14 protein-coding genes and 4 pseudogenes are annotated in these 26,957 nt (G+C 58.4%); 15 read left to right on the top strand and 3 right to left on the bottom strand.

Translation table 11 applies throughout. The features are described from left to right. The first annotated feature begins 274 nt into the window (after positions 1–274). The 10 genes and pseudogenes from IVB18_RS42400 to pimD all read left to right on the top strand — a co-directional run bounded on the left by IVB18_RS42400 (position 275) and on the right by pimD (position 15,883). A pseudogene (locus tag IVB18_RS42400) lies at positions 275–2,067 on the top strand (ABC transporter ATP-binding protein). A gap of 1,096 nt (positions 2,068–3,163) precedes the next feature. Then, entirely contained in the window at positions 3,164–3,358 is a 195-nt protein-coding gene (locus IVB18_RS42395) for a hypothetical protein (RefSeq protein ID WP_247986064.1), read from the top strand. A 75-nt stretch (positions 3,359–3,433) separates the two neighbouring features. Then, a pseudogene (locus IVB18_RS42390) lies at positions 3,434–3,638 on the top strand (acetyl-CoA C-acyltransferase); the annotation flags it as partial. A 337-nt stretch (positions 3,639–3,975) separates the two neighbouring features. Next, on the top strand, positions 3,976–4,836 hold the full coding sequence (locus tag IVB18_RS42385; protein WP_247986063.1) for a MaoC/PaaZ C-terminal domain-containing protein: 861 nt from the start codon (positions 3,976–3,978) through the stop codon (positions 4,834–4,836). A gap of 1,161 nt (positions 4,837–5,997) precedes the next feature. After that, entirely contained in the window at positions 5,998–6,846 is an 849-nt protein-coding gene (locus IVB18_RS42380) for an acyl-CoA thioesterase II (protein ID WP_247991865.1), read from the top strand. A 482-nt stretch (positions 6,847–7,328) separates the two neighbouring features. Continuing rightward, positions 7,329–8,201 carry an acyl-CoA thioesterase II gene (gene tesB, locus IVB18_RS42375; protein WP_247991864.1) on the top strand — a complete coding sequence of 291 codons (873 nt, stop codon included), beginning with the start codon at positions 7,329–7,331 and terminating at the stop codon, positions 8,199–8,201. Between the two features lie 763 nt (positions 8,202–8,964). Further along, positions 8,965–10,027: pseudogene (locus IVB18_RS52065) on the top strand (phosphotransferase family protein). 1,201 nt (positions 10,028–11,228) lie between these two features. After that, the gene (locus tag IVB18_RS42360) at positions 11,229–12,362 is read left to right on the top strand and encodes a mandelate racemase/muconate lactonizing enzyme family protein (RefSeq protein ID WP_247986060.1); all 1,134 of its coding nucleotides are present in this window, start codon (positions 11,229–11,231) and stop codon (positions 12,360–12,362) included. A 1,090-nt stretch (positions 12,363–13,452) separates the two neighbouring features. After that, positions 13,453–14,640 carry a pimeloyl-CoA dehydrogenase large subunit gene (pimC, locus tag IVB18_RS42355; RefSeq protein ID WP_247986059.1) on the top strand — a complete coding sequence of 396 codons (1,188 nt, stop codon included), beginning with the start codon at positions 13,453–13,455 and terminating at the stop codon, positions 14,638–14,640. Between the two features lie 67 nt (positions 14,641–14,707). Then, positions 14,708–15,883, top strand: coding sequence for a pimeloyl-CoA dehydrogenase small subunit (pimD, locus tag IVB18_RS42350; protein WP_247986058.1), 1,176 nt, complete (start codon positions 14,708–14,710; stop codon positions 15,881–15,883). Here the strand turns inward: pimD and IVB18_RS42345 are convergent. Next, positions 15,875–16,120 (bottom strand): annotated as a pseudogene (locus tag IVB18_RS42345) (IS481 family transposase); the annotation flags it as partial. The gene pimD and the pseudogene IVB18_RS42345 sit on opposite strands and share 9 nt — an antisense overlap. 338 nt (positions 16,121–16,458) lie before the next feature. On the opposite strand from IVB18_RS42345, the gene IVB18_RS42340 reads away from it, so the two are divergent. Further along, positions 16,459–17,733, top strand: coding sequence for an IS256 family transposase (locus tag IVB18_RS42340; RefSeq protein WP_247986057.1), 1,275 nt, complete (start codon positions 16,459–16,461; stop codon positions 17,731–17,733). A 173-nt stretch (positions 17,734–17,906) separates the two neighbouring features. On the opposite strand, the gene IVB18_RS42335 is transcribed toward IVB18_RS42340, so the two are convergent. Continuing rightward, positions 17,907–19,559 (bottom strand): MFS transporter, encoded by a 1,653-nt coding sequence (locus tag IVB18_RS42335; RefSeq protein WP_247986056.1) that lies wholly within the window; start codon positions 19,557–19,559, stop codon positions 17,907–17,909. Positions 19,560–20,026: 467 nt separating this feature from the next. Beyond that, on the bottom strand, positions 20,027–20,503 hold the full coding sequence (locus tag IVB18_RS42330; protein WP_247986055.1) for an Lrp/AsnC family transcriptional regulator: 477 nt from the start codon (positions 20,501–20,503) through the stop codon (positions 20,027–20,029). Positions 20,504–20,633: 130 nt separating this feature from the next. On the opposite strand from IVB18_RS42330, the gene IVB18_RS42325 reads away from it, so the two are divergent. The 4 genes from IVB18_RS42325 to IVB18_RS42310 all read left to right on the top strand — a co-directional run bounded on the left by IVB18_RS42325 (position 20,634) and on the right by IVB18_RS42310 (position 26,922). Further along, on the top strand, positions 20,634–22,169 hold the full coding sequence (locus IVB18_RS42325; RefSeq protein ID WP_247986054.1) for an NAD-dependent succinate-semialdehyde dehydrogenase: 1,536 nt from the start codon (positions 20,634–20,636) through the stop codon (positions 22,167–22,169). Between the two features lie 10 nt (positions 22,170–22,179). Beyond that, positions 22,180–23,577 carry an aminotransferase gene (locus tag IVB18_RS42320; protein ID WP_247986053.1) on the top strand — a complete coding sequence of 466 codons (1,398 nt, stop codon included), beginning with the start codon at positions 22,180–22,182 and terminating at the stop codon, positions 23,575–23,577. A gap of 472 nt (positions 23,578–24,049) precedes the next feature. Further along, positions 24,050–25,183 (top strand): ABC transporter substrate-binding protein, encoded by a 1,134-nt coding sequence (locus tag IVB18_RS42315; RefSeq protein WP_247986052.1) that lies wholly within the window; start codon positions 24,050–24,052, stop codon positions 25,181–25,183. Beyond that, positions 25,168–26,922 carry an ABC transporter permease subunit gene (locus IVB18_RS42310; protein ID WP_247986051.1) on the top strand — a complete coding sequence of 585 codons (1,755 nt, stop codon included), beginning with the start codon at positions 25,168–25,170 and terminating at the stop codon, positions 26,920–26,922. The genes IVB18_RS42315 and IVB18_RS42310 overlap by 16 nt, the downstream gene beginning before the upstream one ends. The last annotated feature ends 35 nt before the right edge of the window (positions 26,923–26,957 follow it).

Raw genomic sequence — 26,957 nt, 5'->3', positions numbered from 1 at the left:
TTGCACCCAATACATCCGTAGGCTGCGCCTCGTCACTCCAACGGGCGAGGCTTTTCGTGGTCATATCTTGTTCAACGATCGCGCGCCTACGCCCGCTGTTCTTTGGGTTTTCGTCCGTGCCGTTGACCGCCGGCGTTGATCCGGACCAACGTCCCGCTCGCCCAAAGCACCCAACAACCTACTGTTTTCCGATGACTCCTCTGTCGTTCCTTGCGCCACCGCGCGTCAATTTAGATGGAGTGGCCACGCGCTGTGAGTGCGGCCGGATTGCGCCATGATTGTTTCCGACGACAAACGACCCGCCGCGATCCGCGAAGTGATCCTTTTCGTGTTCCAGCAGTGGCTGAAGCAGCCTGTCCGCCTCACGATCGTCTTCGTCGGCTTCTTAGGTGCATCGGTCGCCGACCTGTTCATGCCAGTCTATTCGGGCCATCTGGTCGATGCATTAACGTCGGGTCCGTCCGATTTGGCCGCACGGCATGCGGCGCTCGTTGCGTTCGGCGGCATCGTCGCGCTGGGTCTCATGTCGCTCATCCTGCGGTTTGTTGGCCTGCAGGCGATTGTGCTATTCACGCTTAACACGATCTCGGATGTGGTGCGCGAAGCCTTCATGCGGGTGCAGCGCTTCTCGACCGATTGGCACTCCAATTCCTTCGCCGGCTCGACCGTGCGCAAGATCACGCGCGGCATGTGGGCGCTCGACCTGCTCAATAGCATCATACTGATGGCATTGTGGCCGTCGCTCGCCGTGCTCGTGGGATCGATGATCCTGCTCGGCCTGCACTGGCCCGCACTGGGCAGCGTGATCGTTGTCGGCACCGTAATCTATGTCGCGATCACGATAGCGATGACGATCGGCTACATCGTGCCAACTGCACGAATAGCCAATGCCTGGGATACCAAGGTCGGGGGTACGCTGGCGGACGCGCTCACCTGCAACCCCGTGGTGAAATCATTTGGCGCGGAGGCGCGCGAGGATGCGCGGCTCAACGGTGTCATCAACCGCTGGCAGGCACGGGTATCGCGCACGTGGCTGCGTGGCAACGCCACCAATGTGTTGCAGCACGTGATGCTCTTGTGCTTTCGTGGTTCGGTAATTGGCGCGCTATCCTGCTGTGGATAGCAGGGCACGCCTCCGCAGGCGACGTCACCTATGTGCTGACTAGCTATTATCTGATTCACGCCTATTTGCGCGAGGTCGGCATGCACATCAACAATTTGCAGCGTTCGGTGAACGACATGGTGGAACTTGTTACAATTAGTGGCGAGCCGATCGGCATCATCGATGCACCCGGCGCCAAACCGATCGATATTCAGGGCGGAAGGATCACATTCGAGGATGTGACCTTTCACTACGGGGGGGGCCGCGCGCCGTTTTACGAGGGTTTGTCGATCGACATCCGCGCCGGCGAACGCGTTGGGCTGGTCGGCCGTTCCGGCTCCGGCAAGACCACGTTCGTCAAGTTGGTGCAGCGCCTGTATGATCTCTCCGGCGGGAGGATCCTGATCGACGGCCAAGATATTGCCAAAGCGACACAGCAATCGCTGCGCAGCCAGATCGCGATCGTGCAGCAGGAGCCGATCCTGTTTCACCGCTCCCTGGCTGAGAACATCGCCTACGGCCGGCCCGGCGCCACCATGGCGGCGATCGAGCAGGCAGCGCGGCTCGCCAATGCGCATGACTTCATCCTGCGGCTGCCGAAGGGTTATGGCACGCTGGTCGGCGAGCGCGGCGTTAAGCTGTCGGGCGGTGAGCGGCAGCGGATCGCGCTGGCGCGGGCGTTCCTCGCGGACGCGCCGGTGTTGGTTCTGGACGAGGCGACGTCGAGCCTCGATTCGGAATCGGAGGGGCTGATCCAGCAGGCGATGGAGCGGTTGATGAAGGGACGCACTTCGATCGTTATCGCGCACCGGCTATCGGCGGTGCGCGACCTCGATCGCATTCTGGTGTTCGATCGCGGTGAGATCGTCGAGCAGGGCACCCACGCCTCCCTGACTCGGGCCGGCGGCATCTATCAATGGCTGTTCGAACGGCAAGCCAGCGGTAGGGTCTCGGCGACGAGCTAGCCGGTCACACCAGACCCATGCGAAGCATCGAAACCCGACAATCGGACGCCTTTTGGTCACGCCTATATGGTGCGTCAGACTTGAGTACGATTATCAGGAGCTGGCAGGCCGTGTGCCCCGAGGAACTATGCGGATGGGTGTTCCGAACGACGTTCTTCGTGCTTCCACGCAAACGCCTGCGACAAGGGTCGCTCGCCTAGCATGAACATTCGTCTCAGCGAGATGGATCATCATCCTCTCGGACAAACGGGACGATCCTAGCGGCGTCACCGAGCCGTGCAGAAGCTGCAGGCTATTGCCATCCGCCCTCTGATCCGCGCGACCTGTTCGGCGAGCTGTTCAACGAACTGCTCGTGGAGTTGGCACCACCTGATCCGGCTCGATTATCATAAGAACGTACGGAGCGAGGGGACTTTGTCCAATAACTTCATCCCGTTCCGTGCCTCCGTCTGGGTCCATGCGCTTTGGTTACCTGGCAAACATGTTTGTCCGCTCAGTTACTTAATGGAGAGGGCGCGCAGAGTGGTGCAACTTCCCGTGGACTGTGTCTGCAATTATCCGCGTTGGTCATTCGCCTCCGTTTGCCGCGTCTACGCTACGTTCGGTTTGCCTCATCCGGGTGCCGACATTTCCCGGCTGCGATGAGGTTGTCCGATTTGTCAATCAAGGTCCATCAGCTGCATGCGCATGCTAACAGCTTGAGGGAAAATCACTCCAATTTAGACCACCAACTGGAAAGAACGCCTTCACAGCTTTCAGGACCATGGGTGCGATCGGCGGGCGGTGCGATTCGCGCCTGGTGCCGCCAGGTAGGAAACGTCAGTATATATCGCCGTACGAAGGCCAAGGCTGCGACGCTGCGCTCAAAGTGGCCTAGCACGGATTGGAAAAGTTGCGCCGGGAGAGCGGCGGAAAATTGAAGGTCAAATCCATTTCGCTGAGCCTTTAAGCCGCGTCCTGGCGGCGCCGAGCGCTCGGTTCTTGTCCAATTTCTGACAGGCACAAGCCCCCGTTAGGTTCAGAACACTGGGGGACTTGGATGTTGTCGGAGTTTCGAATGCGTGATCAGACGCTTAGATAGCGGTGAGACGCTGGCATGGCCGTTGCTATTGAGATGCAGCAACACGGTTGGGGCGCCAATCTCGCACGGAAGACGATGGATGCTGTTCCCTTCAACCTGTGTGTCGCCGGTCCTGAACAAAAAAGCTCACGCACAAAGCCGCGCAGCTTTGGCAATAGCTTCGGAGTGCAACATGGTGCTGCGCATGGAATCGCTGGCTCATTCCATTAAAGGGGAGAGTCGGCTAAGAGGCCAGCCCGTGGCGAAGTTCCAGCCTGGAAAGTGTATAACGTGGAACGGCAACGCCGCTTCGTAGCGCTGAAAGTGGGACTAGATGAAGCCATGCCTGAGGTGCAGATCAGTCTGTTCTGCGCCTTCGGCCTCGATGCGGTGGATCCCGCCGAAGTCCAGATGATGAGCGGCCAGCATGAGCATCGCGATCCGCGGCGGCGCCAACTCTTCGCGCGATTATGTCGATACCTATGCCGTGGAGAGCCAGCGAGCAGCCAAGCCTCGAATTGGGGTCCGGCTCAACTTCCGCCGTCAGAGGCGTCGCCATCACCGCATGCAAAAAGCGCTGTCAGCCAGCGCCGATCTTGCGACGCCCGAGCGCATGAGCCGCACTTATGTGCGCGTGTTGAGAAGGGGCGAGGTCGCGATAACAAGGTTCTGTTCGAGCAGAGCCGCCACTTCTCGGTGCCGTTGCGACATAAACCTCGCCAAACCTTGGGCCATGGCCATCAACGGCCCGCTCGCATGTACACAAATGGTGATCGAACGTGGACCTCCACTGCCGCTCTATAAGATGGCCTGACGTCAAAGCGTAACGACAACGAGGGAGCGGCCCGATGCCGATCGATTATCCCGCCATACTCGATCTCAAGACCGAAGCCGCTCCCTATTCGTGGAGCGATCGCGAGGTGATGCTTTATGCGCTTGGCATAGGCATGGGCTCCGATCCTCTGAGCCTAAAGGAGCTGCAGTTTGTCAACGAGGCATTTGCAATATCGAAGCCGCTGAAGGTGGTGCCCACCTTTGCGTCGGTCTGCGTCTGGGGGGCTCGACCCGGATTCATCGACATCGACCGCGTCATGGTCGTTGATGGCGAACGCGACATCACATTTCACAAGCCGATGCCTGTCGCGGCCAGCGTTACGGCGGATGCGCGCGTGCGCGGCGTCTACGACAAGGGCGAGGAGAAAGGCGCGATCATTCAGAACGAAGTCGTCGTCAAAGATGGCGAGGGTGACAGGATCGTCACGATCGCTTCTTCGATTTTTGCCAGGGGCGACGGTGGCTTCGGTGGACCATCAGAGGGAATGCCCGAGCCGCACCAAGTACCTCGGCGAGCGCCGGACAGATCAGTCGATATCCCGATCCGGCCCGACCAAGCACTGCTCTATCGTCTATCGGGTGATCGAAATCCCTTGCACAGCGACCCGGAATTCGCGCGTAAGGCCGGTTTTCCCAAGCCCATTCTCCACGGTATGTGCACCTATGGACTGACCTGCAGAGCCGTGTTGCAGACGTATGCTGACTACGATCCCTCTGCCTTCCATCGTCATCGCGTCCGCTTTTCTGCCCCGGTGTTTCCGGGTGAGATCATTACGGTGAATCTATGGAAGGACGGCGATTCGATTTCGTTCGAAGCTCATGTTCGGGAGCGCCAAGTTACCGTCGCCAGAAATGGGCAGACGCTGCTGGGCTGAGCTGTCTAGGTGAAGATGCCAACGGAATCGGCGACGCCCGTGCGGGCCTTAGCGCCCGGGAATCGACGCCTGCCGGTATGGCGAGGCGGCGCTTGGTGCCAGCGTTGCTTTGCCCCAATCACGATCCCGCAAGGCGAAGGCGCAAATCTGAAAAGAGCCGTTCCCTCTGCTGCCGCCTGGTGATCCGCCTGAACGACCGGCCGCGCTTGGTGGTCCGCCAAGCCGCGGAAAGTGAGATGTGAGCGGCTATCTACTACTCATATTTTACGGCGGGCGTGCTGCGAGTGTACTGCAGTACTGCTTCAGAGCGGGCTAGCGGTGTGAGCGTCGTAGGAGAAGAGCCGCGCCGGCCATCGAGGATGGAGCTTCCGCCGAGCGCGTTGTCGCAACACTGACCTTGCTGGCCGCGCTGCGCAGCCGTTGCCAGATGCAAACCGCGGGTGGCGCCAGCTAGCGCGCGCACCTTTGGCGCGGAGGATGAGTAGACCATAGCGCTCGTCAGCTGGGCAACAGCTCGCCCAGCGGAGAAGCCGGATGGAAGGCGATCCATTGCAACGATCGACCTCGAAGCTCCTTTCCCGGACTGCCTTGGAGACGCAGGGGGCAGAAGGGCTTGCGAGATTAGAGGCCGCTGTAGGCTTATTTCTGCGCATGACAGCGCGGACGCGTTTCTTTGTTCTAATTGCGAAAGTGCAAGGGACGTCGAATCTAATACGAAGCGTCACCTGTGAGATAATTTCGAAGGACCGTCATCGCCAAACGTTCGGCGAGGCGACGGGTGTCCTTCGCGTCGTTGTCGTGCTCAGCCGTGTCCGGTTTCATATCTATGTTCGGAGCGCGACGCTAGGGTGTAAGTATTTCGTCGGCGCGGCACAAAGTAGATGGATTTGCATCTCCTCTGGCATGCACAGCGTTTTATGGCACGCCGATTGCTGTAGCGAGCGTAAAGCATCGTTGCGAAATGCCGACAGCCCGGAGTTCATGAGAAGGTCTCGATCTATCCAACTCAATACCATAGACAGTTGCACTGTCGCGTGCCGTCCCGCAAATTTGCGTTTGCATTGTGCGGTTCGAAAGAACGCCCTGAAATCTCGAAATTTTTTGGTTCACGGCTGTGTGCCATGCCCGGGAATGATGCCAAAGAAAACCGAAAGCACATCAATGTCCGAAAGCCTGATCGACCTGCTCGCTATCTTCGACGTGGAACCGATCGAAACGAACCTATTTCGTGGCAAGAGTCCGAACACCAACGCGCAACGCGTGTTTGGCGGCCAGGTGATCGGGCAGGCGATGATTGGGGCATGCCGCACGGTCGAGGGTCGGCTACCGAACTCGCTGCACGGCTATTTCATCCGGCCCGGCGACCCCCAGGTGCCGATCATTTACCAGGTCGAACGGTTGCGTGAGGGCAAGAGCTATTCGACGCGCCGCGTCACCGCAATCCAGCATGGCAACGCAATCTTCTCGATCGTGGTATCGTTCCATGCCGGGGAGGAGAGCGCCTTTCACCACCAGGACAAGATGCCCCGAGTGCCGCTGCCGGAAAAGCTCATGGCGGGGAAACTGCCTAAGCAGCCGATGTATTGCGAAACGACGGAGTTCATCCGCCGCTATTACGCGATAGAGTTGCGCCCGGTCGAGATCGGCCGTTATGTCGGTCAGAAAATTGATGACGGTCGCGTTCATATCTGGATCAAGGCCGCAGCGAGGTTGCGCGACGATCCAGCGCTGCATATGTGTGCGCTGGCCTATGCCTCCGATTACTCGCTGCTCGATGCGGTAACGGCGCGCTACGAGCGCCCACTGTTCGACAAGCGGATGATGATTGCAAGTCTCGACCACGCAATGTGGTTCCACCGCCCGCTTCGGGCCGACGAGTGGCTACTTTACGCCAAAGAGTCGCCGAGCGCGCAAGACGGACGCGGTCTCGTGCGCGGCTTAATCTTCAAGCCTGACGGCACGCTGGTCGCGTCTGTCGCCCAGGAAGGCTCGGTTCGCGAGCGACGCTGAGCCTTCACGTCAGTATAGACGTGATGATAATTTCGAAGATCCCAGCGCCGTCGATCCTCCGGCACGAGATGCGTTCATGTCTCTTTCATGTGCGTTGTCGTGTTCGGGCCGTGTCCGGTTGACGTCTATGTTGGCAGTCCGACAGTAAGCGCAAGTGTTATTGCCGGCGCGGGATGAGCACATCGATTTCGCATCTGTTCAAGTATACCCTCGTGGCACGGTGATTGCTGGGGGGAGCATCATTGGAAATGGTCGACGCGGTAGTCCCGGTCGCAGGAGTCCAACTAGGACTTCTCGATCTGTCCAAATCAATGTCAATAGACTCAGCATAGTCGCAGTTGGGGGTCCTTAGCTGCGAAAAGATGGACGAAAAACAAGAACCCCTCTGGGTGGCGCGAAAGAATGCCAGATCTCGAGAGCTCGGCTTCGTCACTGGGCCGCCGTGCCGGGGAATGATGCCGAAGAAGAACGAAAGTGCGTCAATGTCAAAAACCTCAATCGATCTATCCGCCATCTTCGACCTTGAACCGATCGAGGTGAACCTGTTTCGCGGCAAACATTCGAACACTCGCTCGCAGCGGGTGTTCGGCGGGCAGGTGATAGGGCAAGCGATGGTCGCGGCATGTCGCACCGTCGAAGACAGGCTGCCGCATTCGCTGCATGGCTATTTTATTCAGGCCGGTGACCCGCAGGTTCCGATCATCTACCAGGTCCAACGGCTGCGCGATGGTAAGAGCTATTCGACACGGAACGTCACCGCGATCCAGGCGGGTAAGGCAATCTCTTCCATCATGGTGTCCTTTCATGCAGGCGAGCAAGGCGCCTTCGACCACCAAAACGACATGCCCGATGTTCCGCCGCCAGAAGGGCTTACCGCCGAGGAACTATCCAAGCGGCCGATGTTTCCTGACATGCCGGAATTCATCCGGCGCTATTATGACTTCGATCGACCGATTGAATTGCGTCCGGTCGAGATTGGCCGTTATGTCGGTCAGAAGATCGACGACGGCCGCTTTCATATTTGGATCAAAGCCGCAGCAAAGCTGCGCGATGATCCTGCGCTGCATATGTGCGCGCTGGCCTATGCCTCAGATTTGTCGCTGCTCGATGCGGTAATGGTGCGCTATGGCCGCACTCTGTTCGACGGGCACATGATCTCGGCGAGCCTCGATCACGCAATATGGTTTCATCGCCCGTTTCGCGCCGACGAGTGGCTACTTTACGCGAAAGAGTCGCCGAGCGCGCAAGGCGGACGCGGTCTTGCGCGCGGCTTGATCTTCACGCGTGACGGCACGCTGGTAGCGTCCGTCTCTCAGGAGGGCTCGGTGCGCGAACGGCGTTCGGTTTCCAAGTGAACAAAAGCGTTCAGCGACCGGCAGTCATGCGCCTCATCCACGTCAGCAGGATTGCGATCGGGCCCATCAGCATCTGCGACTGCGTGGATCTTCTTGCTGTCCCTGCGCGCAAGCGGCCAATAACCTGGTTGCGCTCCCAATCGTTCCGCTCGCTGGCAAGCGGTGCCATTTGACGTGCGTGGCGTCGATAATTTGCGTATCCGTAGCGCGCGCCAGGCGGCAGCGACGTTTCAAAAGATGAACGATGCCAGTGATCACGCGGAGATCATCTGAAGGCTGCTCCCGTCGGTAATGAGAGATGTTCCGTTCCCCCCGTCCGACTATTGGTCGTTCAACAAAATGGAATATTGCGCAAGGTCGCACCCCTTCAACGCGAGACAGGATCGTATTGTGCGCAGAGAAAAAAGTCTGCTAGCTCCGGCCCGTTCGCACCGCCGCAAACATTCAATTCTCCTCGAGCCCAGCGGCTTGAGGTCCGCACAAGAGGTTCGACAACGAGGGACTACTGCTGAATTGGCGTCTGAAGACAAACCAGCCTGTGAATCAGCGACCGGAGGGACGCAGAGCTTGCGCCCGCGCGTCCAAGAGGTGTGCTTTATCCGCCGCGACTAAGCCTCGACGCGTACCATGCGTCTGACGGATGAGCCGATGAAAAGCAGTGCCGCCCCGTTGTCAGACTGGAACCTCGGAAGTATGCAACTGTTCGGGTGATTAATAAGAAGCGGCCACGCGGGACGCTTCAAGAAGTGCGAGGAGCGTCACATTGGCCGATGGCGTCGGGAATGACGAGGAGTTTTCGGGCACGAAACCCGTCGAAGAGCGACATCGCATCGACGAGACCCGCCTCGATTGTTGGATGCGCGAGCATGTCGAGGGCTACGCCGGCCCCTTGACCGTCTTACAGTTTAAGGGAGGCCAATCCAATCCAATCCGACCTACAAACTCGAAAGCCCCGGCCGCTCTTACGTCATGCGCAGAAAGCCGTTCGGCAAATTGCTGCCGTCGGCGCATGCGGTGGATCGCGAGTTCCGTGTCATCTCTGCGCTCGGCCATCAGGGCTTTCCGGTCGCGCATGCATTTGCGCTCTGCACTGACGATGCTGTCATTGGCTCGGCCTTCTACATCATGTCGATGGAGGACGGGCGGGTCTATTGGGATCCGACCTTGCCGAGCCAGCCGTCCGGGATGCGACCGAAGATCTTCCGCAGCAAGATCGAGACTCTCGCAAAGCTGCACATGTTTGATCCCGATAGGATCGGCCTTGCCGACTTCGGAAAGGCTGGCAATTATTTCGCGCGCCAAGTCGATCGCTGGACCAAGCAGTACCGCGCTTCGGAGACGCAACATATTCCGGAGGTTCAAAAGCTGATCGAGTGGCTGCCGATCACGGTCCCCGAGCAGAAGCGTATCTCCATCGTGCATGGCACTATCGGCTCGAAAACATTATCTTCCATGCAAGGCAGCCGCGCGTGATCGCCGTGCTCGACTGGGAATTGTCGACGCTCGGCGATCCCATGTCCGATTTTACCTATCTGTTGATGCAATGGATTAGGCCGGGGCTTGCGACCGCCGACCTGAAGGCGCTCAATATTCCTAGCATGGACGAGGCCGCGCAAATCTATTGCGACTACACGGGCAGCGAGCTGCCGGATTTGAACTGGTATTTTTCGTATAATCTCTTTCGCTTAGTCGGCATGACCCAAGGTATCGCAGCCCGCATCCGAGACGGCACAGCCGCCAATGCCAAGGCGATCGAAGCTGCCAAGCGCACCGTGCCGCTCGCGAAAGCGTCATGGAAATATGCGCAGAAGGCGGGTGCGAGGTAATGGAAATCGTTGAAACGAGCTCGATGTTAGGAAAGTTCTAAGTGACCAGTTCTTGGCATCAAGGTCAATAAAGTCGGCCAAGGGGCGTTGTTGGTCCGTTGAACCTCGGCTGAAGCTCGTGCGCCGCGGTTCGCGTCGAAATAGTAATAGCCCTTCTATCAGATGTACTCCTTATCAGAGTAGGTAGTGTCCCGATTCTTGTTGACGGTGTACAGCAATACTATTCGCAGGTCACAGCTGGACGGAGTACAGACATGAGTATCCTAGTTGATCCGCTGCACGTCCCATTGCTGCAAGTATATGATCATGCCGCCGCCGCAAGGGGAAAGACAGGATCCGATTTCCTTAAGTCTATCGTGATCGCGCTGACTAGATCAGCAAAGGCGCCCACGTCTCCAACTTTAAAGCTTGATCGCTCCCCAACAAAATCACGAGATAGAGTTTGGTGGTTTCGACAAAAACAACGAGGTCGCGTTTTACGAGTTGTTCGAGGGTATGAGCTTTGTCGCGCCAACTCTACAGATCATCTTGCAGAGGTGCGCTGACCCGCTCCAGAAGGCACATCTTCACGACTTTATATGGCGCCAAGCGCGAAAATGATGACCTTTGAAGTAGCCTTCCATGGGGATGGTTTGGCTGCGAACAGCATCTTCAAAGATGAAACCCCAAAATGATGGCAGGATAGCATTCGACCGCTCTTTTTTTCATGGCTTCGTATTTCGCGTTGTAGGATCCATGGCAGCTGGACCGGTCCTTGCGCAATACGGATATGCGCATCAATGAAGCCGGAGATGTGGGCTGAGGCTCTCAAGGCGTCCGGTACTAACTACCGCGGCGATGATTGTGTCCACGAGCACCGCGCGGCTCAACGGGGATTCCAACTCAGGCATCTAGGACTTGCGGGTGTCCGGTGATGCACAGCGAGAGGCAGTGCTTCGCTGCTCCCCTGCCGCTGCCTGGACGACGGCCATTGGCCACCATGGTGAATACCGGCGCTCTTCATGCATGAACGGCCGGTATTTTGTCCGGTTTCTGACAGCTTAAAAGATCCGGCCTTCGATGCATCGATCATCGTTTCCTATGTGCGAATATTGTCAAAGCAAAAGCTTAATGCGTTTGAACGCCGCAGCACGGCCGGTACCCATTTAGAAGCGACTGTTCTGAGTGAGGGGCGCAGCAGGACTGGAACAAGGCAAAGCCGATGAAGATTACGAGCGTTCGCACTCATATCCTTCAAGCCGCGCTGTCGGAGCCTCTTGCCTCCGCGCGTGGCTGGTACGATACGCGTACAGCGATGCTGGTCGAAATCGAGACCGACCAGGGTCTTGTTGGCTGGGGCGAATGCTACGGACCGGCGGGGATGACGGCCGCCGTGGTCGAGAGCGTCGCGCCATGGCTAGTTGGCGAGGATCCGCTGCGCACAGAGTATCTCTGGCAAATGATCTATGCGCGCCTGCGCGATCACGGCCAGAAGGGTGTCGTGATAGAGGCGTTGAGCGGTATCGATATCGCGCTCTGGGACGTCAAGGGCAAGTGTTTCGGCGTTCCCGTGCATCAGCTGCTCGGCGGCGCGCAGCGGAGTCACATCGTCGCCTACGCGACTGGCCTCCACCGACGCAAAGCTGAAGACCCGAGCCGGTATCTAGCCGAGGAGGCAGCGCGCTACGTCGCGGAGGGATTCTCGGCGGTGAAGCTCAAGGTCGGCTTCGGTGTGGAGGAGGATGCGGCCGCGACACGCGTCGTGCGCGAGGCGGTAGGGCCGACTGTGTCGCTGATGGTGGATGCCAACCACGCCTATGACAGCGTCGCAGCGATCCGTCTGGGGCGCATGATCGAGAAACACGATATCGGCTGGTTTGAGGAGCCGGTACCGCCAGAGGATCTAGCCGGCTACCGCGCGGTAAAAGGGGCAATTTCGATCCCGATCGCAGGCGGAGAATGTGAGTTCACCCGCTTCGGGTTCCGTAACGTGTTCGTCTCGCGCGCGCTCGATATAGCGCAGCCGGACATTTGCGCGGCCGGCGGTTTGACCGAATGCAAGAAGATCGCCGATATGGCAGAAGCGTTCGGCGTCCGTTTCAATCCGCATGTTTGGGGCACCGGGATTGCAATTGCCGCCTCGCTACATTTGCTCGCCGTTCTGCCGCCGCACACGCGGTCCTCGCCCATATCCGTGGCGCCCTTGCTGGAGTTCGACCGAACCGAAAACCCGCTCCGGCAGGCGATTTTCACCGAGCCCATCGAGCACACTCGCGGCATCGTCCCCGTGCCTAACGGGTCGGGATTGGGCATCGAGATCGATCAGAAGGCGCTGGCCCGATTTGCTAGGCGGTGATGCATCAGCCGCTGCGCGCGACCCCAGCATTGCTGATTGGCTCGAGTCTCGCGATCCCTGCCACACATCTGACGTTTCGGGCAGACGGCGAGCGATGCTTCCGCCGTCCTTGCTCACGTTCACGGTCATGCCCGGTGTTGGATCAGCATTGATAAGCAAACGGATCGAAGAACCGTTGGGCTGGATGATGATGGCGGTGGTCTGCTTAGGACAAACTATTGCGGCAGACTGCTCGTCGAACCTGCTGACAGGTCGGCTATGGCAGCGTCAAGCTGCGCGCGTCGGAAGCCGTTCTGGACTGTCCTCGCAGGGCCGTCGTGCCGAAAACGCCTCAACTGCGCGTCCGCCAGCATTTCGGCAAACCTGAGGCTTCTGCTCCGTCCGTTCTCATGACCACAGGGCTCGAACGGCAGGCGAACGTTAGTCCACATCCATTCGCATCGAGCTGAGAGATAATGAAGGCTAGCAAATTTGGATCCGCCAGCTGTGCGGCAATCGAAACAACGGTCCACTCTCGATGATTGTCCGATCTCTGACAGCGTACCATTTCTGTTCGGTTCAAAACGGAGGTCGTTGTTTACGAGGTACGAGCCATTCTCAAAACGAATCAGAGGTTTAAAGCGCTCGAACGCGGCTGGCACGAGCGTTGCTACAGAGACGTGGCAACATTGAGAAGGGACGGTTGAATGCATTTAGGAGCGCAGGATGAGCAATGCTTCGCTCCCGTAAACCAGGGTGCCCGATTCCTGACGGAGATAGAATGCGGGAATAGCTGCGCAAGCTTTGACGCTCGCTTGATGGGGAGCAAGACGCTAGTGGGACAAGTCACATTTTAGGACAAATCGAACAGCGAGAAGTCGAACGCGGACATGGGGCATCTAACGGGTTCGCAGGGGCCAGGAAGGGCGAATGCTCGGTATCGCCACCCAAGGACGCTGGAAACAGGCGGATCCTTTGCCCCTCGACAACCCTCTCGATACGTTTTGCGTTCGGTTCCACCTTACGTCGAGGCCTTTTCCTATTTGGCATGCATTGAGAGGGTTTCACCATCTTAGCGCGAACCGAATTAATTCGGTTGCAGGAGAATCCGATGGATCTTGTATTCACCGAGGCAGAACAAGCCTTCCGACAGGAAGTGCGGCAGTTTCTGCGCAACAATGTATCGCCGCAGATGCGGCACAAGATGATCGAAGGTCGCAATGTGTCGAAGGAGGAAATGGTTAGGTGGTGGCGCATCCTCAACAAGAAGGGGTGGAACGTTAGTTCCTGGCCGAAGGAATACGGTGGCACAGGCTGGAGCTCGGTCCAGCACTACATCTTCAGGGAGGAACTGCAGATGTATCCGGCGCCGACGCCGCTCGCCTTTGGCGTGGGCATGGTCGGCCCGGTCATCTACACCTTCGGTAATGAGGCGCAGAAAAAATATTACCTACCGCGCATCGCAAACGTGGATGATTGGTGGTGCCAGGGCTTTTCGGAACCCGGCGCTGGCTCGGACCTCGCCTCGCTCACGACCAAGGCCGAACGCAGAGGCGACAAGTGGATTATCAATGGCCAGAAGACCTGGACCACGCTCGCGCAGCATGCCGACATGATCTTCTGCCTCTGCCGCACCGATCTCCGCGCCAAAAAGCAGATGGGCATCTCCTTCATCGTGTTCTGCTTGAATTCCAAGGGCGTGACGGTGCGTCCGATTCAGACCATCGATGGTGGCCATGAGGTCAACGAAATCTTCTTCGACGACGTCGAGGTGCCATACGAAAACCTAATCGGCGATGAGAACAAGGGCTGGGACTACGCAAAGTTCCTGCTCGGCAACGAGCGCACTGGCATTGCACGGGTCGGCGTCTCCAAGGAGCGCATCCGGCGCATCAAGGATGTGGCTTCTGACGTCAAAAGTGGCGGCCGGCCTATGATTGAGGATCCCGCGTTCCGGGAGAAGCTCGCCTTAGCCGAGATCGAGCTGAAGGCACTGGAGCTCACGCAACTACGCATTGTCGGCGACGAAGGCAAGCACGGCAAGGGTAAGCCAAATCCAGCGTCTTCCATGCTTAAGATTAAGGGCTCACAAAGCCAGCAGACTGCGACTGAACTCTTGATGGAGATGATCGGGCCATTCGCTGCGCCCTACAACGAACATCCTGAGTCTTCGTATGAAGCGATGGACTGGACCGCGCAGATCGCGCCGAGCTACTTCAACAACCGCAAAGTCTCGATCTACGGCGGCTCGGACGAAATCCAGCGCAACATCATCGCCAAGGCGATGCTGGGACTCTAGCTCTTCTTTCATCCCCGCAAATGCGGACCCGCAAGAGTCCAGATCCGTCGTCAGGAGAAGCTGAGATATGGATTTCAATTTATCCGAGGAGCAGCGGCTCCTCAAGGAAAGTGTCGATGGACTCTTGACCGATGTCTACGATTTCGAGCAGCGCAAAAAATATTCGAAGGAGAAGGGCGGCTGGAGCAGATTGATCTGGAGCCGCTTTGCTGAGCAGGGACTGCTCGGACTTCCCTTTGTCGAAGCGGATGGCGGGTTTGGTGGCGGCGGCGAGGAGACTATGATCGTGATGGAAGCGTTCGGCCGAGCGCTTGTGGTCGAGCCCTATCTCGCCACGGTTGTGATCGGCGGCGGCTTCCTGCGCCGTGGCGGTTCGAACGCGCAGAAGGCAGCTCATCTGCCTGGGATCATCGACGGCAGCAAGACCTTCGGATTCGCGCAACTCGAAAAGAACTCTCGCTATGATCTGAACGACGTGACTACCTCCGCCAAGGAGAGCCGAGATGGATGGGTCATTGACGGCGAAAAATGTGTTGTGCTCAATGGCGAGAACGCCGACACGTTGATCGTCACCGTGCGCATCAAAGGCGCTCAACGCGATAGAGGCGGTATCGCGGTGCTTCTGGTGCCTGCCGACGCGAGAGGCATCTCCAAAAAGAGCTATCCGACCCAAGATGGGCTGCATGCCGCCGACATCAGCTTCACAAGGGTCGAGGTGGGCAGCGCAGCGGCGATCGGCGATCCCGAGAACGCGTTGCCATTGATCGAGCGGGTGGTTGACGACGTCCGCACCGCGCTTTGCGCGGAAGCCGTGGGCCTAATGGACGAATCGCTGAAGACCACAGTCGATTATATGAAGACGCGAAAGCAGTTCGGGGTGCCAATCTGCTCGTTTCAGAGTCTGCAGCACCGCGCCGCCGACATGTTTGTGGCGCTCGAACAGGCGCGCTCGATGTCGATGTTCGCCACCATGGCCTCGGATATCGAGAATGCTGCCGAGCGTGCAACAGCGGTAGCCGCAGCTAAAGTGCAGATCGGGAGGAGCGGAAAATTCATCGGTCAGCAGTCGATCCAGCTTCACGGCGGGATTGGCATGACCATGGCGGCTAAGATCGGCCACTATTTTAAGCGGCTGGCCATGATCGAGAACACGTTTGGGGATGCCGATTATCACCTTCGTCGGGTGAATGAGAAGGGCGTGTTGGGTGTGATTGGTGGCACACTTAGGAAGCTGGGTGTTTAGTCCTGGCATTTGCTGGAGCGGGTTAAGTTTGAATCGTTTTTGCTGGGAAGTCCAGCAATTGCAGATGTAGTCGTAAAGTGTAAGACACCTTCAGTGTCTTCAGCCGCCGAGTGTAGTTGTTGGCGTTGATGAAGTCGGCAAGGTGTGCTTCGAGCTGATCGTGTCGGTCGTAATGATGGCCTTGGACGGTTGCTTCTTTGACCGTGCGTTCATACGTTTAAACTGGCCATTAGTCCAAGAAACAAAAGCTTAAGCGACAAGTAGTGCTAAAGAATTTGGGGTTCATATTAATACCGATCGCTTTTAGCCGATCGTTCGTCGGGCCTGTATTTGCTAGACCGCACCCCAGATTGCTCTCGAGCTTTTCAAGATCCTGCTAGGGGTAGTAGAAAGAGCATCACAATAGTTGGCGATGTCGGTCCGCGTTAAATCTGACTGACATATGTCCGGTGAGTATCTTATCTGGGGGAAGTGATGGGGATGTCCCGGGTTCTGTTGAATTTCTGAAGAGGTCGGCGTTGCCCACCTTGAGCCGGTAGGCTCGGGGTGCTGATTCCACAAAGGAGAGCAACGCCATGACGAGAGATATCACACCGGCTGGTTGGCCGGCGACCGGGGCTGTGGACGAAGCGTTTGCGGAAGTGCGAGCGAGCTTCGATCGGTTCTGCCTTGCGGCAGGGATCGAGGCGCTCGGCACGATGATGGAGGCGGATGTCACGGCGGCCTGCGGGCCGCGCCACGGTCGCGACGCGGCGCGGCGGGCGCACCGTTGGGGCCGAACGCGGGGACGGATCGGCTTCCACGGCGGCAAGATCGAGGTCGAGCGCCCGCGGGTCCGGGGCGTGGACGGCCGCGAGGTCACGATCCCGAGCTGGGAAACGGCGGCGCAGGAGGATTGGCTCGGTCGCTGGGCGATGAACCTGATGCTGATCAATGTGTCGACGCGCCGGTTCGGCCGCGCTGTCCGGCTGCCCGAGGGTGACGTGCCGGCACCGCCCGGATCGGGGGTTTCGAAGTCGGCGGCCTCGCGGAGGTTCGTAGCGCTGTCGGCGGCGCGGCTGGCCGACTTCATGGCTGCCGACCTGTCCGCGCTCGACCTTCTGGTGGTCCAAATCGATGGGCTGCATCTCGGCGACGATCTCGTGCTGGTCGCCGCGATCGGGGTTGACGGCGAAGGCAACAAGCATCCGCTGGCGCTGGTGGAAGGGGCGACCGAGAATGCCGCAACGGTTCAGGCCCTGCTGGACAACCTGGTCTCGCGCGGGCTCGACCCGACGGTGCCAAGACTGTTCATCGCCGACGGCGCGAAGGCGTTGTCGAAGGCGATCCGCCGCACCTTCGGTTCGGCCGCTGCGATCCAGCGCTGCCAGATCCACAAGGCGCGCAACATCATGGAACGCCTGCCGAAAGAGCATCATGCGGCCACCCGTCGGGTGCTGCGCCAGGCCTGGGAGCTCGATGACGCCGACAAGGCTGAAAAATTGATCCGCAATCTCGCGCGTCGACTCGACCAGCAATGGCCCGGCGTAGCGGCCAGCATCCTCGAAGGCCTCGACGAAATCCTGACTGTCGTCCGGTTGAAGCTGCCGAAGGAGCTTCGTCGATCGCTCGCCTGTACCAACATCGCCGAGAACATGATGGGCACCATTCGCCGCGTCACGCGCAACGTCAAACGCTGGCGGGATGCCGGTATGGCCTTGCGATGGGTCGCGGCCGGCATGATCGAGGCCAACAAGGGCTTCCGACGATTGAAGGCGCATAAGCAATTGTCGGTTCTGCGTGCGGCCCTTCAAGCTCGCCACAATCGCATGACGATCAACCCCGTTGCCCACGTCACGAGGGCCGCGTAACATCCATTCCGGCAACGTCGGCCCGACCTAGTTCAACAGCGAGCGGGACATCCCCGAAGTGATGACGGCGAGGGGTTAGCCAAGCGCAACGGCGTCATCGCATCCAGGGGTCTTGAATGCGGTGCAATCGAAGGGACGACGGTTAGTGCTTGCGCCGCGCTCCCGACCAACAACTAGAGCTCACTCGCGGCGCGGTCGGGCACATCATCCTTCCAGCGTACCGATCCAAACGGACGCTCCAGCATACGACGGATACGCACGGGCTGGGGCCCGATATGGAAAGCCATGGCCTTCTCGTCTAATGCACGTTCCGACTGGGTCCAGCGGTTGCGTTGGCGCAAATAATCGAGCCATGTCGGGCAGTGATAGCGCTCGGTCCACAGCTCGGGGTCGGCGATATCACGCGCAATTGACCAACCATAGGCCCCGTTGCGTTGCCGGTAGAGCTGCACATCCTGCATGACGTTGTGGAAGGCTCGGGCATTCTCCAAGGCCACCCGATATTCGAGCTCAACCACCAGTGGGCCGCTCCGGTAGGTCAGCGGGAGCCGCACCTTAGGATCGGCAAGCATCTCGGCGCCCTCCCCGCGCTCGGTGATGGCCGGCATGCGCAGCCAGCGTCCAAGCAGCGGCAAGAGCAGCATCAGTCCGGCAGAGATGAGTAGCGTGATGTCGACACCGACGGCATCGGTGAGGCGGCCCCATCCCCAACTGCCAACTGCGAGGCCCCCAGAGAACGCAGCCTGCCAAGCCGCAACGGAGCGGCCCGCAACCCAGCGCGGGGCGGAGAGCTGCACGCCAATGTTGAACAGCGTCCAGACGATGGTCCATACGGCACCCGCTAAAACCAGAGCTGCGGCTGTCAAGACCGAATTGTGACTGAGCGCGACCGCCGCGATCGCGCCGCTCATGGACAGTGTGCAGGCACGAACCGCAGCCTCACCACTCATACGCCTGCGCAGTTTGCCGATGTTGAGAGCTCCTACTACCGCGCCCAACCCGAACGCACCTAGCATGATGCCGTAAGTCTGAGCGCCCCCGTGCAACAGGTCGCGAGCGACCAGCGGCATTAGCGCTTGGAGCGCGCTGCCGACGACGCCGGTTATCATAGTGCGCGCTACCACAATCTTGATTGAAGGCGAATTGGCGATGTAGCGCACGCCCGAGACAATGGCGCGCCTCAGGTGTTCGCGCGGCAGCCGCGACGGCTCCGCGATACGGTTCCAGAGGAACAACGCCACGATCAGTGGTAGATAGAGGAATGCGTTGATTGCAAAGGCCGCACCCGCGCCCGCGGTCGCAACAACAATTCCCCCGACCGCGGGCCCAAAGCTACGCGCGATGTTGTAGCTAATGCCATTGAGGGCAATCGCCGCCGGCAGCGTCTTTGGCGGAACCTGCTCGCTAACCGAGGAGCTCCAGGCCGGCCCCATCAACGCCATGCCGCCGCCGACTACAAAGCAAAGCGCCAGGAGTAGATCCGGCGTGGTAAGCCCCGACCAATCGAGCGCAGTCAACGCTGTCGCGCCGCAGAGCGCGATCGAGAGCGCAACGAGCGTCACAATTCGGCGGTCATACATGTCAGCGATGGCACCGGCCGGCACAGCGATCAACATGACGGGCAGCAACAAAGCCGTCTGCACCAGTGCAACTTTATCGGCTGACGATGTCATCTCTGTCATGGCCCAAGCCGCGCCGACGCCTTGGACAAGTAAACCGAGGTTCGACAGGAGGCTCGCGATCCAAATCCGGCGGAAGGTGGGGTAACACAGCGGGGCCGCAATACCATCGACGCTAAAAATCTGAGGATCGGAAAGTTTCATCATTTGGATCCACGGGCCGTGCACCACGACCTGACTAAGGTCAGTGTTTGGCGCGGAACGTTGAAGCCAAATCGGACGAGCGGTTCTGGCCCGCCCTCAAACATCTGAAATTCGCGTTGTGTGCCCAGTTCGTTTGCGAATTTGCTGCTTCTACCACGACCTGCAAAAATGATATCCAGATCAAGGAATAAATTTGTCAAGTTCTTTGACAGCTTTTTAGCATTGCTCCAGCAACGATCCGATCGGGGCGTCACAGCCACAACGGCAGTTGGATTTGCTCTCAGATGTCCGCGACGTCGCTTCACTTCGCCGCCATTCCACCTACTGGAGCAGCCATGCTCCTCTACCTTAGCGCGCGTTAACATCGACAGAGACTACAAGAGCGCTGGTGCTTGTTTCTCGCGTTGTGCGAGGATGAGCGATGAAAAAACGCGCGAGGCCTCGAAAGAACGACCGCAAAGATACGAAGATCAATCTGCGTCTGGAACCTCTACCGGAATCGCAAAACCAGCCTTTACGCGATCCATGACAACCATCGTCTTGAAGCCCTTGATGTCAGGGTTCTCATAGAAAAAGCGCCGCGTGAATTGCTCATAATCTTCCATGGTCCGCGACGTAATATACAGAACGAAGTCCGCGTCCCCAGTGACGTAGAATCCGTTGACGACCTCAGCTGACGACTTAATCGCCTTCTTGAACCTGTCTATAATATCTGCGCGCTCGCGCTCGAGGCTTACGAGCACGAGCATCTGAATAGGCCTTCCTACCGCCTTTGCCGAAACGATCGAGACGTCCGCCTCGATAATGCCGTCAGAGCGGAGCCTCTTCAATCGCCGTTGGCACGCAGTAGCAGAAAGTCCCGCAAGTTCGCCGATGATCTCGGATGTCAGGCGATTGTTCTTCTGGACGATCTCCAAGATGCGGGCGTCAGTTCGGTCATATTGCATAAGTCAGGCTCCGGGTGAATTTCGCTGCAAAATGGTGAGGTCCTGCAGGAAACCGTCCAAACGACGGTGAAAAGCGGCGCAAATCTGTCTCTGACATTAGTATCCTGATTGGCAGCAGAATTTCAACAAGATGACGGCCAAGGACTTCCAAATGGTGTTGCAAGCTGCCTGGCCCAAAAGTCCATCTCTGGTCGGGCTAGCTAAGGGGCATATCGACCATCTGCGCCGTCGAGATTTTATCACGGGGGCTGCTCTGGTCGATGGTCGCTGGATCGAGGGCGACAAAAGAGATGTTGTCGTCGATCCAGCAACTGGCGAAGTGATCGCTGAAGTTGCTCGTTGCGGCGCAGCAGATATGAATCTTGCCATCGACGCAGCGCAGCGATCCTTTGCTCAATGGCGAGAGCTGCTGCCAGAGAGGCGCGGCGAAATTCTCAGGACTTGGGCGTCGTTAATGCTCGCCCATTCGGAGGAGCTTGCGGTCCTCATAACTAGCGAGCAGGGCAAGCCGCTCGCGGAAGCAAGGTACGAGATTGGATATGGTGCCGGATTTCTCCAGTGGTTTGCCGCAGAGGGAGATCGCGCCTATGGCGAGACGATCCCGAGCCATAAGCCTGGAAGTCTGCTGCAAGTAAGAATGCAGCCCGTTGGTGTTGCTGCGGCAATCACTCCTTGGAATTTTCCTGTCGCTATGATTACGCGAAAGGCCGGTGCCGCCATGGCGGCTGGCTGCCCGGTCATCGTGAAGCCTGCGCCCGAGACGCCGCTCTCGGCTCTTGCCCTAGCCAGGTTGGCTGAAGAGGCTGGAGTTCCACGTGGTGTGTTTCAGGTGCTCGTCGGCAATCCGATCGAACTTTCAGCGCCCCTGTTGCGGGATGCGCGCGTGCGAGCCCTTTCGTTCACGGGGTCTACGGAAGTCGGTCGTTTGCTACTGGAGGGGGCCGCGCAGAGTGTGAAGAAGGTGTCGCTCGAGCTCGGCGGGCACGCTCCCTTCATTATCTTTGATGATGTCGATCTGGATAAGGCCGTTAAAGGCGCCATGGCTGCAAAGTTTGCCACGTCGGGGCAGGACTGCTTGGCGGCTAATCGCATCTACGTACAGAGGAGCATTTATAGTGCCTTCGTCGAGAAATTTGCTGCGGCAATCGCTCGGCTCAGAGTTGGCCATGGCCTGGAGGCTGCGACTGATATCGGGCCGATGACGAAGCTATCCGTGGCCGAAAAGTGCAGGGCTCAGATTAAGGATGCGGCGGCAAAAGGGGCGCGGGTTATTTCTACGAAGCAAGACGGGGTCTTCGGCGAGAACTTCGTCTTTCCAGCGCTGCTGAGCGGTGTCACTGATGACATGCTCATTTCGAGCGAGGAAACATTCGGTCCAGTCGCCGCGGTGCTTCCGTTCGATTCTGAAAAGGAGGTTCTGGACCGAGCCAATTTCAGTGAAATGGGCTTGGCCGCCTATGTTTACACCGACAGCTTGCGCCGAGCGCTGCGACTGTCTGAGAACATCGAGTACGGAATGGTTGGCATCAATACCGCCTCATTCACTGGGCCGCCAATTCCGTTTGGAGGTTGGAAGCAATCCGGGCTCGGTCGCGAAGGTTCGCGACATGGCATTCAAGAATACATGGAATTGAAATACGTCTGCTTCGGCGATCTGGTGGCTTAGGAGAAGTGGTATGAACGATATCAAGACGACCGCCGAAAAAGATCGCGCGACTGTTCTGCATCCTTTCACCCAACTTAAGGATTTCGCCACTGGCAAGATTGGTGATCCGACAATCGTCAGCGGGGGCAAGGGTATCCGCATTGAAGACGCGCAGGGCCATAGTTACATTGACGGCTTTGCTGGTCTTTACTGCGTCAACATTGGGTATGGCCGGACCGAAGTGGCTGAGGCGATTGCGCGGCAAGCCTACAAGTTGGCTTATTACCATACATATGCCGCCCACACGACGGATGAGCTGGCTAATCTATCGGATCGCCTCGTGCGAATGGCGCCAGGTAAGCCAAGCAAAGTCTTTTACGGGCTATCCGGATCGGACGCCAACGAAACGCAAGCTAAGCTTGTTTGGTACTACAACAATCTACGCGGTCAGCCGAAGAAGAAGAAGATTGTCTCGCGCGATCGCGGTTACCATGGTTGTTCGGTTATTTCCGGTTCTATGACCGGCATGTCGTTCTACCATGATCACATGGATCTGCCCTTTCCAGGCATTTTGCACACAGGCGCGCCTCACCACTATTGGGGTGCCGAGCCAGGTGAGACGGAGGAGGCGTTCTCTCGTCGACGAGCAGCCGAACTAGAAGAGATGATCGTCCGTGAGGGACCGGAAACGATCGGCGCCTTTATTGCCGAGCCGGTGCTGGGTACAGGAGGGATCACGCCCCCGCCGGATGGTTACTGGCGTGAAATTCAAGCCGTGCTTAGGCGCTACGACGTTTTGTTGATCGCCGATGAAGTGATTTGTGGGTTCGGCCGGACCGGCGCTGAGTTCGGCTGCACTCTTTATGGAATGGAGCCTGACCTTGTAACAGTGGCCAAGGGTCTGACGTCCGGTTATATGCCGCTCTCGGCAGCAATCGTCGGGGAGAGAGTCTACGCGGTCATGGAAGAAGCAGCCGACCGTGTCGGCGCATTCTCCCACGGATATACCTATTCCGGTCATCCGATTGCGGCTGCAGCTGCTAACGCGGTCCTCGATATTGTCGAGAAGGAGCGACTAAGTGAGCGAGCGAGAACCGTGGGTTTGCATTTTTTGAAGCGGCTGAAGGAGCGGTTCGCCCAGCTTGAGATCGTGGGTGAGGTAAGGGGAGTGGGCCTGCTCGGTGCCGTTGAGTTTGTCGCCGATCGGCAGACTAAACGACGCTTTGATCCGCAGCTCAAGATGGGCGCCCGCATCTCCAAGGCGGCGCGCGACAGGGGACTCATCGCGCGAGCAATGCCGCATGGCGACATTCTAGGTTTCGCTCCGCCTCTCGTCGTTTCCGAATCTGAGATAGATGAGATCGTCGAGATCGCCTATCGCGCGACGAAGCAAGTGATGGACGAACTTGCGAAAGAAGCGGCAATTTGAAACGTCGCTTCTTGTATTCCGATCTGAACCAACAGGCTTGTTCATTCGCGCACCTTTGATAAGTGTGTTGCAGCTGAAACGAGCTCAGCTGAGATCGCGTAGCAAGGTTCCCCCTAGCGCTCGATAGCATTCGCGCGCAGGCAGGAAGTATCATGATGGGATCCTACCGGATCTTCCACTCTGTGGGTTAACCGTGCGGTGTTTCGGCTGGCCTCGCCGGAGAAACCTGTCGTGAGGTGGGCGGCGTCTCGGTTTCAAGAGCGAGCGTTGGAGGGCGAGTTACGAGCCTGTGGTTGTAAAGCCGACATATTGCAATAGCTGATGGTGGAATTGCGTAGAAGTGGCCCGCGATTTGCAGTTTTTCTTTGATAGTTCGCCATTCTTTGCTGGATTTGCGCGCGGATGGCTCGCTAGACGGTCTAAATGGTGGCGGTAAACGATGTAGTGCTGGGTTAGTTTGGGGAGGAGTGTCATGATCACAAGCGATAGGGCTGGCCGTTTTCATCGCGGCACGAGCCGGCGCTCATTTATTGGAACGTCGGCGGCTTTACTGAGCGTGCCGTTCGTCGCTAAGGCTACCGCTGCCTGGGCGCAGGACAAGCTCGCCGGCAGTGGCGAAGTTGTCGTCTTCAGCTATGGCGGATCGTACACGCAAGCGGTGAGAAAATACGTTTATGAGCCTTTCACAAAGGCGACGGGCATTGCTGTGGTCGATGTGACCGCTGACATTGCCGAGCCCCAAGTGAGAGCAATGTCTCGCGCCGGGCGCATCGACTGGGATGTCGCCCTGATTGACGGGCAGAACTTCCCGACCATGCATGAGGCGGGTTTGTTTCAGCCCATCGACTACGGTTTGTGGGACGAGGAAGCGCTCAAGGGGGCACCGCAGAGTGCTCGCCTCAGTGACGCAGTCGTTGCATTCCGTTCAACGACGTTGCTCGCTTATGACGAGCGTTCCTTTCCGAAGGGAGGACCGCAAAACTGGGCCGATTTCTGGAATGTCAAAGCCTTCCCAGGGCCGCGGGGCCTCAGTGCGGTCGCCAGGCATATGGTGTTGGCGCTCGCAGCTGACGGCGTGCCAAATTCGGATCGTTGGCCCTTGACCGATGACAAGGTCGAGAGGGCTCTCAAGAAGCTCTCGGAGATCAAGCCGAATGTCGCGAAGTGGTGGACGGCTGGAGGGGAGCCTGTTCAAGCGTTGATCAATCGGGAGTTCGTGATGACGAGCTGTTACGATGGTCGTGCGCTGTCGGCCATCCGTCAGGGGGCGCCTATTCGCATGGTGTGGAGCGGTGGCAATCTGGTCTATGTCTACTGGACGGTGCTCAAAGGCGGTCCTAACACCGCAAACGCACAAAAGCTGGTTGCATTCCTGAACCGGGCTCAGAACGCTGCGGAATTCACGCTCGGGACAAACTTGACTGGTCCCAATGTGAATCAGCTCAAGCATTTGCCGGCCGATCTTGTTCCGCTCCTCAGCATTACTGAGGAGAATGCATCCCAACTCGTGGCTCAGGATGATGCTTGGCTCGCCGCCAAGCGACCTGACGGACAGACCAATGTAGATCATCTCCAGGAGCGCTGGCTGGCATGGCGGGCACAATGAGTTCTATCGCAATCAAAGGCCGGGCGGAATCCTCGCGGCCTTGGCCCACGCCCTGGGCTTGGCTGCTGCTGCCTGGAAGCATCTTCCTCGTGGTGCTCTTTGTGGTGCCGCTCACAGGTCTTCTGTTGCTTGCCTTTGGGATGCCGAGCTGGACGCTGGCGAATTTCTCGCGCGTCGCAGACACGCCCGTCTATCTGACGGTGATGCGCAACACGCTGGAGATCAGCGTTACCGTGACTGCGATCGCCTTCGTCTTAAGCTATCCCATTGCCTACGCGCTCACGACGGGCGGAGTGGCGTTGCGCACCTTTTTGCTCATAGGGATCGTGCTGCCCTATTTCACCAGCACTCTGGCGCGGACCTTCGCCTGGATCGTCCTTCTCGGACGTAATGGTGTCGTTAACCAGTTCTTGCTCGAACTTGGCTGGGTATCTCAACCGGTCCCAATGCTCTATAACCGATTTGGTGTAATCCTCGGCATGACCCACATTGTCATGCCGATGATGATCCTGCCGATGTATACGGTCATGTCCAGCATTGACCCGAAGCTTCTGCGCGCCGCGAGGGCAAATGGAGCGAGCCCGCTCGCTGCCTTCCTCACGATCTTTCTGCCGCTTAGCCTTCCGGGATTGATTGCGGGGGTTCTGCTCGTCTTCATCTATTGTCTCGGCTTCTACATCACCCCTGCCTTGATGGGTGGGCTGTCAGACGTCATGATTACCATGGCGATCAGCTCCCAGATCCTGGAGCAACTCAATTGGAATTTCGGTGCTGCGCTTTCCGTGGTCCTCCTGGGCGCCGTCCTGACCATATTGTGGATTGGCTCGCGCTTCTTCCCCATTGAGCAACTTCTGGGATTCTCCGACGGCAAGCTCGCTTCGACCGTTGCCCGCCGTCAGATGGGTGCCAAAATGTTGATGCGGATCGGCTCCGCGGCAAACGCACTTGATCGCTGGCTTCCTTCGATGGGAGGCCGAAGTGTCCCGATCCTAGCAAGCTTTCTGGCCGTGCTTCTCCTGCTGCCGGTACTCATCGTTGCATACTTGTCATTCAGCGCCTCGTCCTATTTTGTCTTCCCGTTGCCAGGTTACTCGCTGCGCAACTACGAAGCCTTTTTTTTCGATACGCTGTGGGTGCGCGCCACCTTCACTAGCATGCGCATTGCGCTGATGGCGGTCGGCATGGCAACTGCGCTGGGTGCCATGCTTGCCTTCGGTCTGTCGCGCGGTGCCATGCCTGGTCGCGGAGCCATGGTCGCTCTCTTGCTCTCACCCATCATTATGCCGACAGTTGTCGTGGCCATCGCAACCTATTTCCTGCTGGCGCGACTGGGTCTGCAGGGCACCGAGTTCGGCCTGGCCCTTGGCCACGCGGTCCACGCCATTCCTTACGTGGTGGTGATCGTGGTTGCCAATCTGCGCGACCTTAACCCGAGCTATGAGCGAGCGGCGCGGAGCCTTGGCGCCGGACCGCTGGCCACCTTTCGCACGATCGTCGCGCCGCTGGTCATGCCGGCGCTCATCGTCGCCAGCTTCTTTGCCTTCCTGGCCTCGTTCGACGACGTGGTCTACGTGTTGTTCCTCGGCATCGGAAAGATCACGACCTTGCCGATGCGCATGTGGGAAGGAATCCGGCAGGACATCAGTCCCACCATCGCTGCTGTGGCCACGCTGCAGATGCTGATCGCGACGATTGTTATTCTCGTCGGTACCCTGCTGAGACGGCAAAAAAACACCTGACGGCCCTGAACGGGCGCGTAGGTCAAACGAAAACC

The organism is Bradyrhizobium sp. 186, from assembly GCF_023101685.1.
GTDB lineage: Bacteria > Pseudomonadota > Alphaproteobacteria > Rhizobiales > Xanthobacteraceae > Bradyrhizobium.
This window is presented reverse-complemented; position numbering and strand designations above follow the sequence as displayed.